The sequence below is a fragment of the Plantactinospora sonchi genome, assembly GCF_036422035.1.
Classification (GTDB): domain Bacteria; phylum Actinomycetota; class Actinomycetes; order Mycobacteriales; family Micromonosporaceae; genus Plantactinospora; species Plantactinospora sonchi.
In genome coordinates this window covers 411,709-424,613 of sequence record NZ_JAZGQK010000003.1, presented here as the reverse complement: position 1 = coordinate 424,613, position 12,905 = coordinate 411,709, and the positions used below count along the sequence as shown (strand labels likewise).

11 protein-coding genes are annotated in these 12,905 nt (G+C 71.6%); 4 read left to right on the top strand and 7 right to left on the bottom strand.

The features are described from left to right. Positions 1-153 precede the first annotated feature (153 nt). Positions 154-651 carry an SRPBCC family protein gene (locus tag V1633_RS05310; RefSeq protein ID WP_331213020.1) on the top strand — a complete coding sequence of 166 codons (498 nt, stop codon included), beginning with the start codon at positions 154-156 and terminating at the stop codon, positions 649-651. 148 nt (positions 652-799) lie between these two features. Here the strand turns inward: V1633_RS05310 and ctaD are convergent, their stop codons facing one another. From ctaD to eda, 4 genes are all read right to left on the bottom strand, one after another. Continuing rightward, a complete protein-coding gene (gene ctaD / locus V1633_RS05305; protein ID WP_331213019.1) occupies positions 800-2,560 on the bottom strand; it encodes an aa3-type cytochrome oxidase subunit I in 1,761 nt (586 codons plus the stop codon). A gap of 256 nt (positions 2,561-2,816) precedes the next feature. Beyond that, the gene (locus V1633_RS05300; protein ID WP_331213018.1) at positions 2,817-3,923 is read right to left on the bottom strand and encodes an FAD-dependent monooxygenase; all 1,107 of its coding nucleotides are present in this window, start codon (positions 3,921-3,923) and stop codon (positions 2,817-2,819) included. 160 nt (positions 3,924-4,083) lie between these two features. Beyond that, a complete protein-coding gene (locus V1633_RS05295) occupies positions 4,084-5,181 on the bottom strand; it encodes a sugar kinase (protein WP_331213017.1) in 1,098 nt (365 codons plus the stop codon). 121 nt (positions 5,182-5,302) lie between these two features. Continuing rightward, positions 5,303-5,959, bottom strand: a complete 657-nt coding sequence (gene eda, locus V1633_RS05290; RefSeq protein ID WP_331213016.1) for a bifunctional 4-hydroxy-2-oxoglutarate aldolase/2-dehydro-3-deoxy-phosphogluconate aldolase — start codon at positions 5,957-5,959, stop codon at positions 5,303-5,305. Positions 5,960-6,012: 53 nt separating this feature from the next. On the opposite strand from eda, the gene V1633_RS05285 reads away from it, so the two are divergent. Both V1633_RS05285 and V1633_RS05280 read left to right on the top strand, forming a co-directional pair. Further along, entirely contained in the window at positions 6,013-6,834 is an 822-nt protein-coding gene (locus V1633_RS05285) for an IclR family transcriptional regulator (RefSeq protein WP_331213015.1), read from the top strand. 293 nt (positions 6,835-7,127) lie between these two features. Then, complete coding sequence (locus V1633_RS05280) at positions 7,128-8,264, top strand: GH12 family glycosyl hydrolase domain-containing protein (RefSeq protein ID WP_331213014.1); 1,137 nt, start codon at positions 7,128-7,130, stop codon at positions 8,262-8,264. Positions 8,265-8,497: 233 nt separating this feature from the next. Here the strand turns inward: V1633_RS05280 and V1633_RS05275 are convergent, their stop codons facing one another. From V1633_RS05275 to V1633_RS05265, 3 genes are all read right to left on the bottom strand, one after another. Beyond that, positions 8,498-9,397, bottom strand: coding sequence for a phosphotransferase enzyme family protein (locus V1633_RS05275; RefSeq protein WP_331213013.1), 900 nt, complete (start codon positions 9,395-9,397; stop codon positions 8,498-8,500). Positions 9,398-9,405: 8 nt separating this feature from the next. Continuing rightward, positions 9,406-10,431, bottom strand: coding sequence for a hypothetical protein (locus V1633_RS05270; RefSeq protein ID WP_331213012.1), 1,026 nt, complete (start codon positions 10,429-10,431; stop codon positions 9,406-9,408). 180 nt (positions 10,432-10,611) lie between these two features. Beyond that, on the bottom strand, positions 10,612-11,400 hold the full coding sequence (locus tag V1633_RS05265) for an aldo/keto reductase (protein WP_331213011.1): 789 nt from the start codon (positions 11,398-11,400) through the stop codon (positions 10,612-10,614). Positions 11,401-11,632: 232 nt separating this feature from the next. On the opposite strand from V1633_RS05265, the gene V1633_RS05260 reads away from it, so the two are divergent. Next, positions 11,633-12,838 (top strand): threonine synthase, encoded by a 1,206-nt coding sequence (locus tag V1633_RS05260; RefSeq protein ID WP_331213010.1) that lies wholly within the window; start codon positions 11,633-11,635, stop codon positions 12,836-12,838. Positions 12,839-12,905 lie beyond the last annotated feature (67 nt).

The following is a 12,905-nucleotide window of genomic DNA, read 5'->3' as shown; positions in this document are numbered from 1 at the left end:
GTCGTGGCCCGTCGGCATACGGTGCCGGCGACAGGGCTGGTGTGCGGGTGGGGCGCGGCACGTACGTGTGCGCTCCGGCGCTGTCGCACCCCCGGGGGGTAGCGTCCGGGCCGGAGTCAGGCTCATTGCTTCGCGGTTGATGGAGGCGGGCGGTTGACGAGTACGACGGACGAGGCCGTGGTGACGGTGTCCCGGCGCATCCAGGCCCCGGCGGAGGAGATCTTCCGAATCCTGGCCGACCCGGGGCGGCATCCGGATCTCGACGGCTCGGGAATGTTGCGCGGTGGCGTCTTCGACGCCGTGGTCTCGGGCGTCGGAGACGTCTTCGTGATGCGGATGCACAACGAGCGTTACGGCGACTACGAGATGAACAACCACGTTGTCGAGTACGAGTCGGGCAGCCGTATCGGCTGGGAGCCGAAGCCGGGTCGCGGGCACCCGGACGCCACCGCGCCCGGGGCCGTGTGGGGCCACCGATGGATCTTCGACCTGCTCCCGGACGGGGCCGGGGCGACGGTGGTGACCGAGACCTTCGACGGTTCGCGTATGCCGGAGGAGAAACGGGCGGAGGTGGCCACCGGGCGCGTCTGGTGGCAGACGCAGATGGCGGCCACTCTGGAACGCCTCGCCGACCTGTGCGCCGTCCGCTGAGCCGGTCCCGGCGTCCTCACGGGCCGCCGGGACCGCCAGCGCGAACACCCGGGTCACGCCCTCGGCTGGGCACACCGCCGGAGCAGGCATACCGGGAAAGCCTCGCGGCCGGTACCCGTCCGGGTACCGGCCGCGATCGGTCTGACAGCTACCGCTGGTCGACGTTGGTGTCCGTGTCCTCCTGGTAGCTGGCGCCACCGTCGGACTCGCTGGTCAGCGGCTTGGCGCCACCCTCCGGCGGCCCGGCGAGGGACTGTCCGCCGGCGGCCAGTTCGGGGAACTTCAGGTCGAAGGCCGGGCGCTCGGAGCGGATCCGCGGCATCCGGTCGAAGTTCCGCAGCGGGGGCGGCGAACTGGTCGCCCACTCCAGCGAGTTGCCGTGACCCCACGGGTCGTCGACCTCAACAACCGGGCCGGTCTTGTACGACTTCCAGACGTTGTAGATGAACGGCAGGGTCGAGATACCGGTGATGAACGAGCCGATCGTGGAGATCATGTTCAGCGTGGTGAAGCCGTCACTCGCCAGGTAGTCGGCGTACCGCCGGGGCATGCCCTCGTTGCCGAGCCAGTGCTGCACCAGGAACGTGGTGTGGAAGCCGACGAAGGTCAGCCAGAAGTGCACCTTGCCGAGCCGCTCGTCGAGCATCCGGCCGAACATCTTCGGGAACCAGAAGTAGATGCCGGCGTAGACCGCGAAGACGATGGTGCCGAAGAGCACGTAGTGGAAGTGCGCCACCACGAAGTACGAGTCCGACACGTGGAAGTCCAGCGGCGGGCTGGCCAGCAGCACACCGGTCAGGCCACCGAAGAGGAAGGTGACCAGGAAGCCGACCGACCAGAGCATCGGCGACTCGAAGCTGATCTGCCCGCGCCACATGGTGCCGATCCAGTTGAAGAACTTCATACCGGTCGGCACGGCGATCAGGAAGCTCAGGAACGAGAAGAACGGCAGCAGCACCTGGCCGGTGGCGAACATGTGGTGCGCCCACACGCTCATCGACAGCGCCGCGATGGCGATGGTCGCGCCGACCAGTCCCTTGTACCCGAAGATCGGCTTGCGGGAGAAGACCGGGATGACCTCGCTGATGATGCCGAAGAACGGCAGCGCGACGATGTAGACCTCGGGGTGGCCGAAGAACCAGAAGAGGTGCTGCCACAGCATCGGTCCGCCGGTCTCCGGGGCGAAGACGTGCGCGCCGAGGATCCGGTCCGCCGCCAGCGCGAAGAGTGCCGCCGCCAGCAGCGGGAAGACCATGATCACCAGCAGGCTGGTGACCAGGATGTTCCAGGTGAAGATCGGCATTCGGAACATGGTCATGCCCGGCGCGCGCAGGGTCAGCACCGTGGTGATCATGTTGACCGCGCCGAGGATCGTACCCAGACCCGAGATGGCCAGGCCCACGATCCACATGTTCGCGCCGACACCGGGCGAGTGCTCGATGTCACTCAGCGGCGTGTACGCGAACCAGCCGAAGTCGGCCGCGCCCTGCGGGGTCAGGAACCCGCCCAGCGCCATCGTCCCGCCGAACAGGTACAGCCAGTAGGCGAAGCTGTTCAGCCGGGGGAACGACACGTCGGGCGCGCCGATCTGGATCGGCACGATGTAGTTCGCGAACGCGAAGACGATCGGCGTCGCGAAGAAGAGCAGCATGATCGTGCCGTGCATGGTGAAGAGCTGGTTGTACTGCTCCGCCGACAGGAACTGCAGTCCCGGCTGAGCCAGCTCGGCGCGCATCAGCAGCGCCATCAGGCCACCGATCATGAAGAACGCGAAGGCGGTGACCATATACATGATCCCGATCTGCTTCGCGTCCGTCGTACGCAGTAGCCGGGCGAGTGCCGAGCCCTTGACCGGCTTGTGTACCGGCCATGGCCGCGTCACGATCGGCTTAGGTGCGACGGTGGTCACGAGTGGCCTCCGGTTCTCGTTCGTCCCACTCGGCACGCACTGTTGATCTGCGGGCCGTACCTCGCAGGCAGAATAGTCCCCGGCAGCGGCGGGTCCGGCGTCGGGTACGACTTGACCCGCCCGCGTCGTCCGAATCCCTCGTCCGGCGGCCTGCCCGCCACCGCTTCCCGCACCCGCCCAGCGGGCGGTCCGGGCCGGGTCGCGGGGGTCCCCGGGTCAGGCCGACGGTCCGGGCCGGGTCGCGGGGGTCCCCGGGTCAGGCCGGGTCGACCAGCAGGCGGTAGTGGTCCCGGAAGATCCGTGCACCGCGGTCGCGCAGCAACGGGTCGCGCAGGGCCGGCGACACGTCCCGGGTGCGGTCCCGGTCCCGGGTCCGGTCCAGCACCCATTTGATCCGGGGCCGTCGGCGGCTCTCGTACCGGGCGAGCGCCTCGGGCACCGTCGTCGACCGGCCCAGCGTCCGGGCCAGCACCAGGGCGTCCTCGATCGCCATCGCGGCACCCTGGGACAGGGTCGGGGCGGTGGCGTGCGCGGCGTCGCCGACCAGCACCACCCGTCCCCGTGACCAGCGGCCCAGTTCCACCTCGTCGGTACGGCTGACCTGCACCTGCTCCAGCGCCTCCAGGACGGCCGGCACCGGTCCGCCGTACCCGCCGAAGACCTCACGGATCCGGGCCAGCGGGTCGGCCGGAACCTCGGTGCCGGCCTCGTCGGCATAGCAGCGCAGTCGACCGGCTCCCATCGGCACCACGACGAACGCGGCCCGTTCCCCGAGCAGCCCGGTCCACTCGTCGACCGACGGCACCCCGGTCACGACGCCGTGGTAGACGACCTGCCCGGCCGGGCGGGCCGGACCGCCGAGCGCGGCCAGCGCGCGTACCGCCGACTGTCGACCGTCGGCCCCGATCACCAGGTCGTACTCGGCCTGTCGACCGTCGTCGAAGGTGACCGTCACGACGTCGGTGCCGAGATCCACCGCACGCACCTCGGTGCCGTACCGCACCTCCCCACCGGCTCCGGAGAGCAGTACCCGGTGCAGGTCGGCGCGGGGCAGGGCCCGGCACTCGCCGATCCCGGCCCAGAGTTTCGTGAGGTCGACCTCGCAGAGCGGCCCGCCCCGCGCGTCGAGGAACCGCTGCCGGCGGATCACCTCGCCGAGTGGGCGTACCGGACCGTCCAGATCGATCTCCCGCAGCGCCCGTTCCACGTTGCCCGGCAGGTAGATGCCGCCTTCGACGGGCCGGGCGCCGGGAAGTCGCTCGGTGACCTCGGGCCGGAACCCCGCGAGCCGGAGGGCGCGGGTTACCGCGAGACCTGCGATGCCCGCGCCGACGACGAGGATTCGCAGGGGGGATCCGGCCATATGGGGACGCCTCCGGAAGGAACGGCACGCGTTGAAGGCAAGACACTACTCCGAGCGATCCCCCCTGCGGTAGATCCAAACGGTCCCGCACCAGTTCACCGCCGGATCACGGCAACCGCCGGCCAGCGGGTCCCGGACCGACCGCCCGGTCAGGCCCGATTCACCGCTGGACGCGGGCGCCCGCCCCTCGGACGAGTGCCTCGACCTCCTTCAGGTTCGCCATCGAGGTGTCCCCCGGGGTGGTCATGGCCAGTGCCCCGTGGGCCGCGCCGTACTCCACGGCGGTGGCCAGGTCGCCGCCGGCGAGCAGTTGGTAGATGAGCCCGGAGGCGAAGCTGTCGCCACCGCCGACCCGGTCGAGGATCTCCAGGCCGGCCCGGTGGGTCGCCTGCACGAAGCCGCTCGGCGCGGACCAGGCGATGGCACCCCAGTCGTTGACGGTCGCGCTGCGCACGGTACGCAACGTCGTCGCCACCACCCTGAAGTTGTCGTACTCCTTGGTGACCGCCTCGATCATCCGCTGGAAGTTGGCGACCTCCAGTTCGGCGAGGGACTCGTCGGTGTCCGGCACCTCGAAGCCGAGCGACGCGGTGAAGTCCTCCTCGTTGCCGATCATGACGTCGACGTACCGGGCGAGCCGCCGGTTGACCTCCTGGGCCCGGGCCTGCCCGCCGACCGCCTTCCAGAGGCTGGGTCGGTAGTTCAGGTCGTACGAGATGATGGTCCCGTGCCGGCGCGCCGCCGACATCGCGGCCTCGATCGTCTCCGGCGTGGTCTCGGAGAGTGCGGCGTAGATGCCGCCGGTGTGCAGCCACCGCACACCGAGGGTGCCGAAGAGGTGGTCCCAGTCGACGTCGTCGGGGCGGAGCTGGCTGGCGGCGGTGTGGCCCCGGTCGGAGGTGCCGACCGCGCCGCGTACCCCGAACCCCCGCTCGGTGAAGTTGAGCCCGTTGCGGACGCTGCGCCCGATTCCGTCGTACGGCAGCCACTTCACGAACGTGGTGTCCACCCCGCCGGTGAGGATCAGGTCCTCCAGCAGCCGTCCCACCTCGTTGTCCGCGAACGCGGTGACCAGCGCGGTACGCATGCCGAAGCAGCGCCGCAGCCCACGGGCGACGTTGTACTCACCGCCGCCCTCCCATGCCTGGAAGGTCCGGGCGGTGCGGACCCGTCCCTCACCCGGGTCGAGTCGGAGCATGACCTCGCCGAGCGAGACCAGGTCGTAGCGGCAGTCCTCGACGGGACGCAGGGTCAGCATGCTGATGCCTCTCAACTGGTGGGTGGCGGACGGGACGGTCAGACGGTGGACGGACCGGCGGGCGCGGTCACGGACCGGCCCGGACCGGCGGGCCGGGCGGCGGAACGGTCAGGCGGGACGGTCAGGCGGGACGGGCGGCAGCGACGGCGGCCGCGGTGAGCCGGGTGACCTCGTCCCACTGGCCGGCAGCGAGCAGGGCGGGGGCGACCATCCAGGTGCCACCGACCGCCAGCACAGCGGGTACGCCCAGGTAATCGGCGAGGTTGCCGGTGTTGACCCCGCCGGTGGGGATGAACCGGACCGACCGGAAGGGCGCGGCGAGGGCCTTGATCATCCCGACTCCGCCGAGCTGCTCGGCCGGGAAGAACTTGACCGTCTCCAGGCCGGCGTCGAGGGCCATCTGGATCTCGGTCGCGGTCGCGGCGCCCGGGAAGACCGGCAGTCCCCGTTCCTGGCAGTGCCGGACGACGGCCGGGGAGAAGCCGGGGCTGACCACGAACTTCGCGCCGGCGTCGGCGGCCTGGTCGACCTGGGCGGGGGTCAGCACGGTGCCGGCGCCGACGAGGAGGTCGGGCCGCTCGGCCATCAGCCGGATCGCCTCGGCGGCGGCGGCCGTCCGGAACGTCACCTCGATGGCCCGCAGGCCGCCCGCGGTGAGCGCGGCGGCCAGATCCGGTGCGGCGGAAGCGTTCTCCAGCACCACGACGGGAAGGATCCGGGTCGCGGCGATGGTCTCCGGAACACTCTTGGTCTGTTCATCATCTTGAACACTGGTCACGTACGTGACCCTACTGTCGTCCCCCCGGCTGTCAAGCCGACTAGAGTGGCCGCATGACGACGGGGACGACCAGGGACGCCGGGGCGGCCGGCACACCGGCCGGCCCGGCCGAGGCGTTCCAGCCGGTGAAGTCGGCGGGCCGGACCCTCGACGTGCTGGAGGCGCTGGCCGGTTCCCCGCAACGACGTTCGCTGGTCGAGCTGGCCCGCGCCCTGGACATCCCGAAGAGCAGCCTGCACGGCATCCTGCGCACGATGATCCAGCGCGGCTGGGTGGAGGCGGACGCCACCGGCACCCGGTTCGGACTCGGCGTACGGGCCCTCCAGGTCGGTGCCGCGTACCTGGAGGCGGACGACGCGACCGGCCTGCTGGCCGCCGTCCTGGACGGCCTGGCCAGCCAGTTCGGCGAGACCGTGCACCTCGGACGGCTCGACGGGCCACACGTGGTCTACCTGGCGAAACGGGAGTCGGTGCATCCACTCCGGCTGTACAGCGCGATCGGCCGGCACCTGCCCGCGCACGCCACCGCGCTCGGCAAGGTGCTGCTCGCCGAACGGCCCGACGAGGCGGTCGACCGGCTGCTGAGCTGGCCACTGCCCGCGCTGACCCGGCACACCGTCACCGACCCCGCCCAGCTGCACGCCGAGCTGGCGGCCGTGCGGGACCGGGGCTACGCGGTGGACCGCGAGGAGAACACCGAGGGCATCGTCTGTTTCGCGATGGCGGTGCCGCTGCACTCGCCGGCGGTGGACGCGATCAGCCTCTCCGTACCGAGCAGCCGGCTCGGCCCGGAGAGCGAGCAGCGGATCGTCGCGGCGTTGCGCGCCGCGGTGGGCCAGGTCCGGGCCGCCCGCACCCTGCTCGCCGGCGCCTGACCCGGGCGGCCGCCGCGCGGGCCGGCCCACGCCGGAGCAGGCGTCCGAGCCGAGGTCACCGGCCACACAGACCGGCCCGCAGAAGCGGTACGCCGTTCAGCCTGCTGAACGGTTCGCCCGGCTCCGCCACCGGCCCGGCGGGCCAGGCGCGGAAGCCTCCGGTTGCTTTCCATTTTGAAGCATGTAAATGTGTCACCAACTGCCATGGGAGCGCTCCCCACGCATGGCCGCCGCACGCCCACCACCCCGCGGCACCCGCACCTCCACGGACACCCACCACGTCAAGGAGCATCATGAGACGCCCCGTCCCCCTCCTCGCGGCGCTCGCCGGCCTGCTCGCCGCCGGCACGATCGCCGTGTTCAGCTCCGCCGGACCCGCCCAGGCCGACGTGCAGATCTGCGACCAGTACGGCTCCACGACCATCCAGGGCCGTTACGTGGTCCAGAACAACCGCTGGGGCACCACCGCACAGCAGTGCATCAACGTCACCGACAACGGGTTCTCCATCACCCGGCAGGACGGCCAGGGCAGCACCAGCGGCGCACCCGTGTCGTACCCGTCGGTCTTCCTCGGCTGCCACTACACCAACTGCTCCCCCGGCACCAACCTGCCGATGCAGGTGAGCCAGATCAGCAGCGCCAGCAGCAGCATCAGCTACAACTACGTCAGCGGCGCCACCTACAACGCCTCGTACGACATCTGGCTGGACCCGACGCCGAAGCGGGACGGGGTCAACCAGATGGAGATCATGATCTGGTTCAACCGGCAGGGCTCGATCCAGCCGATCGGCTCCTCGGTCGGTACCGCCACCGTGGCCGGCCGGACCTGGGACGTGTGGCGGGGCAGCAACGGCTCCAACAACGTCATCTCGTACGTCGCGCCGTCCCCGATCACCAGCTGGAACTTCAGCGTCCTGGACTTCATCAACGACACCCGCAACCGGGGCGCGATCACCAACTCCTGGTACCTGACCAGCATCCAGGCCGGCTTCGAGCCGTGGATCGGCGGCGCCGGGCTCGGTGTGAACTCCTTCTCCGCCTCGGTCAACGGCGGCGGGAACCCGGGTCCGACCAACCCGCCGACGAACCCGCCGACCAACCCGCCGGGCGGCGCCGGCTGCCGGGTCGCGTACACGGCGAACTCCTGGAACAACGGCTTCACCGCCTCGGTGACCATCACCAACACCGGCTCGAGCGCGATCAACGGCTGGACGCTGAACTACACCCTGCCGTCCGGGCAGCAGGTGTCGAACGCCTGGAACGCCACGGTGACGCAGAGCGGATCGGCGGTGACCGCCCGCAACGTCGGTCACAACGGCGCGATCGCACCCGGCGGGACCGCCTCGTTCGGTTACCAGGGCACCATGAGCGGCAGCTACTCCTCGCCCACCGCGTTCACCCTCAACGGATCCGCCTGCACCCGGGCCTGACCTACGACCACCGGGGCGGCACCCGGGTCTGACACCGCGACGGTCGGCGTGTCAGCCGGTTCGCCCCGTGGACGACCGGTGCACCGCCCGGCTCCGGCCCGCCAACGGCCGGAGCCGGGCGTCCGCCACCAGTTCCGGGGGATCCGGTGAACGGCGGCCGGTCAGGGTCGGCCACCGTTCACCGGATCACGACCCGGTGGACCGAACTCCCGCACCGGCACTCCGCGCTGTCCTCACCAGATCCGGCCGCACAGTCGGCCGAGCCAGTGTCGGGCGTCCGCCAAACCGGCCTCGTTGTCGGCCGCGCTGCCGATCCCGGTCAGGTCACCGACGCTGATCCGGCGGGCGAAGTAGTCCGCCTGGACGGCCCACCGGAACCGCAGCATCGGCAGCAGACCGCGATCGACCTCCGTCCGGGACAACACCCCGCCCGCCAGGTACGCCCCGACCAGTTCGCCCGCGTACTCCGGGCCGCCGACGTACATCGCCGCGGACGCGAGGTCGTACAGGAGCGGTCCCCGCATCGCGACGCTCCAGTCGATCAGGCCGCAGGCGCCGGTCGTACGGTCCAACCGGAACGCCTCCGGTGCCGGGTCGGTGTGCAGCAGTCCCCAGGACAGCGACCCGGGACCGAGGTTGTCGTACGCCGCGACGCCGGCCGTGACCGCGTCCCGGACCCACGGGCGGACCGTCAGGTGGTCCGCCCCCGGTACGACCCAGTGGAACGTCTCGGCACCGTCGACCACAGCATCCCGCAGGGCCCGGTGCACCCGGGCCAGGGTGGTGCCGATCAGCCGCTGCTGCTCCGGACGCTGTCCGTCGAGTTCCACGCCCGGCACCCAGGTCAACAACGCGAGCGGGACCTGGTCGACCCAGGTGACCAGGTCGCCGTCCCGGGCCGGTACCGGTGCACCGGCGGCGATCCCGGCCGCCTCGACCCGGCCGCTGACCCGCAGCCCTCCGGTGAACGCCGCACCCCCCGCCGGCGGCACGGCCTTGGCGACCCAGCGGCGCCCGCCCTGACCGACGAACCAGGTGGCGGAGTTCATTCCGCCGTTGTGCACCTCGACCGTCGGATCCGACAGTCCCCAACGGTCCACGAGACACGCCCGGAGCCGGCTCTCCTCGATCACCGGTGGGTTTAGTTGAGGGTCGAACCGCTCGGCGTACGCGGCGCGCCGCCGGGGCCGAGTTCCAGGCGCTGACCGGGGAGCAGCCGGGCGTCGTCCCGGGGGTCGGCGAAGACGACCCGGCTCAGGTCGTGCGCGCCGGGGTCGCCGGCCAGCACTCCCGGCACCGCCGACAACATGGCCGAACCGACCGGCGGCACGGTCGGCAACTGCCCGGGACGTCCGGGCGGCAGCACCGGGGCCAGCGTCCGGAAGACGGTACGCACCCGGTCGGCCCGGTAGTCGGTCGGATCGTCCGTCGCGCGGAGCAGTACGCCACCGTGACGCAGCGGATACACCTCGGCGAAGGCGCCCGAGGCACGCAGCCGGTCCGGTCCGCCGAGTTGGCCGGCCAGCTCCCGGGGGCAGACGGTGACCCACTCGTAGCCACGCAACTGGGCCCGGCTCGTCGCCGCCGAGGACGCCGGGTCCCGGCCCAGTGCCGCGTCCAGCATGGTGGCCGGCGCGAGGATGCCGGCGTTGACCACGATCTCGCCGTACGTCGGGTCCGTGGCGTCGCCGACCCGCCGGGCGAGTTCGACCAGCGCCGGTACGACCAGCGGCAGTCGCCCCGGCCGGTTCTCGAAGCCGACGGAGATCTGCAGCCGGACGTGTCGTGAACCGGCGAACCGGTCGAGGAAGACGTCCATTTCGGAGGCGATCGCGGTCGGCGCGGCGTCGAACCAGCGGGCCGACAGTTGGCAGCAGTCCGGGGTCAGCCCGTCCGCCCAGCGCGCCGGTCGACGGCGGCGGCCCCGCCCGGTCGCGTCCTGCTCGAACGCGGTCAGCGAGGTCGCCGGGGCGGGGGCGCCGGCCGGGTGGACGTACGGCAGCAGGGTCCGGCACGCCTCGTCGTACCACCAGTGGGCCAGCGCGGCGAGCCTGGCCGGATCGTCGCCAGAGTCGAGGTAGACCAGCCAGGTGACGAAGTCGGGTTCCGGCCCGCCGTCACCCCGGCCGGGCTGCCCGGCGTACCCACCGAAGAACTGGTCCCCCATCGTGCTTCCCCCTCGCCCCACCCCGTCCGGATGCCGCGGACCCCGGGCGGAAGCGGCGACGATGCCGCACGTCAACCGGGGCAGCGGATCGGGTAAGGGTAGTCGGCGGCACTGATCTTGGCAGAGCCGGCGCCCGGCTCCCGGGCAACCGACGTCCGGTCGACGGCCGATCCGCGCGGGTCAGCCGGCCATCGCGTCGAGTTGGCGCAACTCGCTCTCGCTCAGCGAGAAGCCGAAGACGTCGAAGTTCTCCCGGATCCGGGCCGGGGTCGCCGACTTCGGAATGGCCACGATGCCGTGGTCGAGATGCCAGCGCAGCACCACCTGGGTCGGGGTGGCCCCGTGCGCCCGGGCGATCCCGGCCAGCACCGGATCGCGCAGGTCGGTGGTCTTGAACGGGCTGTAGCCCTCCAGCACCACACCACGGTCCCGGTGCTCGGCCACCACCTGCGCGTCGTACAGCGCCGGACCCCAGCGGATCTGGTTGACCGCCGGCGCCTCTCCGGTCGCCTCGATCAGCGCGTCGATGTCGGCGGTGTCGTAGTTGCTCACCCCGATGGTCCGGGTCAGCCCCTCGTCCCGGATGGCGCGGAACTCCCGCCAGGTGGCCACGCTCTGCCGGTCGGAGGAGGGCGGCCAGTGCACCAGCCACAGGTCGATCTGGTCGAGGTCGAGCGCGGCGAGGCTGGCCGCGATCGTCTGCCGTTCCCGTCCGGCCTGGGCCGGGGGCAGTTTGGTGGTGACGAAGATGTCCTCCCGCGGCACCCCGCTGTCCCGGATCGCCCGGCCGACCTCGGCCTCGTTGCCGTACATGGTGGCGGTGTCGAGATGCCGGTAGCCGACGTCGAGGGCCTCCCGGACGGCGTCGTACGCCTGACCGCCGGTGATCTGCCAGGTGCCGAAGCCGAGCAGTGGCATCCGGAGGCCACCGGGGAGTTCGGCGCTGGGTTGGTCGGTGGCTGCGCTCATCTCTGCGTCCTACCCGGGTCGACCGGAACCATGCGTTTCCCGTCGTCGCCGACAGGTGCGGGGACGATAGTCGTCGCCGACGGGTGCCGGGACGGTACCCGACGCGGATGACCGGGCGGGAAGCAACGGACGACCGGGCGGCAAAAGAGTGATCCAGCCCGCACGGGGTACCACCCGGGTCGGCGACCGTGCCGGGGATCATGGGAGGACCCGACGTACTGGAGGCCAGCCGGTGTACCTCACCCACCTGGAATGCCCGCGCTGCGGCGACACCCACGACGCCGACCGTCCGCAGAATCTCTGTACCTGCGGCTCCCCGCTGCTGGCCCGCTACGACCTGGCCAAGGTCGGGCAGGCGGTGCGTCCGGAGGAGTTCACCCGGCGTTCCGCGGACCTGTGGCGGTACCGCGAACTGCTGCCGGTCGCCGACGACCGGTACGTGACGACCCTCGGCGAGGGTTGGACCCCGCTGCTGCCGGCACCGCGCTACGGCGAGTCGATCGGACTGCCGAACCTGCTGGTCAAGGACGAGGGGCTGGTGCCGACCGGTTCGTTCAAGGCCCGGGGCGCGGCGGTGGGCGTCTCCCGGGCCGCCGAGCTGGGCATCACACACGTCGCGATGCCGACCAACGGCAACGCCGGGGCGGCCTGGGCGACGTACGCGGCCCGGGCCGGGCTCCGGGCGACCGTCGCGATGCCGCTCGGTGCCCCGACCATCACCCGCCGGGAGTGCGTCGCCGCGAACGCGGAACTGCACCTGATCGACGGGCTGATCAGCGACGCCGGCCGGTACGTCGGCAAGCTGATCGCCGCGTCCGGTGGCTCGCCGGGCGGGGAGATCTTCGACGCGAGCACCCTCAAGGAGCCGTACCGGCTGGAGGGGAAGAAGACGATGGGCTACGAGATCGTCGAGCAGCTCGGCTGGCGGGTGCCGGACGTCATCCTCTATCCCACCGGCGGCGGCGTCGGCCTGATCGGCATCCACAAGGCGCTGCAGGAGATGCGGGAACTGGGCTGGATCGGCGACACCCTGCCCCGACTGGTCGCCGTGCAGTCGACCGGCTGCGCCCCGATCGTGCGCGCGTTCGGCGCCGGTGCGACCCGCGCCGAGCCGTGGGCCGACGCCTGGACCGTCGCCTTCGGGATCAACGTACCGGCGCCGCTCGGCGACGAACTGATGCTCACCGCGCTGCGCGACACCGCGGGTACCGCGATCGCCGTGGACGACGAGGCGATCCTCGCCGACCTGCACGAGTTCGGCGCCCGGGAGGGGCTGCTGCTCTGCCCGGAGGGGGCGGCCTGCCTGACCGCGGCCCGCCGGCTGCGGGCCGGTGGCTGGATCCGGCCGGACGAGCGGGTGGTCGTGCTCAACACCGGCGCCGGCCTGAAGTATCCGGAGACCGTGGACGTGGACAGCCTGCCGGTGGTCGACGCGTGAGCTGGCCTGCGCCCACCGGGGACCGGCGGGCAGCGGCGGAAATCTGACAACGACGGCGCGCGGGACA

Coding starts and splice junctions, on each gene's coding strand:
- V1633_RS05295 (WP_331213017.1), bottom strand. CDS start 5,181: ATGCTGACCCTGCGTCCCGTCGAGGACTGCCGCTACGACCTGGTCTCG.
- V1633_RS05285 (WP_331213015.1), top strand. CDS start 6,013: ATGACGACGGGGACGACCAGGGACGCCGGGGCGGCCGGCACACCGGCC.
- V1633_RS05270 (WP_331213012.1), bottom strand. CDS start 10,431: ATGGGGGACCAGTTCTTCGGTGGGTACGCCGGGCAGCCCGGCCGGGGT.
- V1633_RS05300 (WP_331213018.1), bottom strand. CDS start 3,923: ATGGCCGGATCCCCCCTGCGAATCCTCGTCGTCGGCGCGGGCATCGCA.
- V1633_RS05280 (WP_331213014.1), top strand. CDS start 7,128: ATGAGACGCCCCGTCCCCCTCCTCGCGGCGCTCGCCGGCCTGCTCGCC.
- V1633_RS05265 (WP_331213011.1), bottom strand. CDS start 11,400: ATGAGCGCAGCCACCGACCAACCCAGCGCCGAACTCCCCGGTGGCCTC.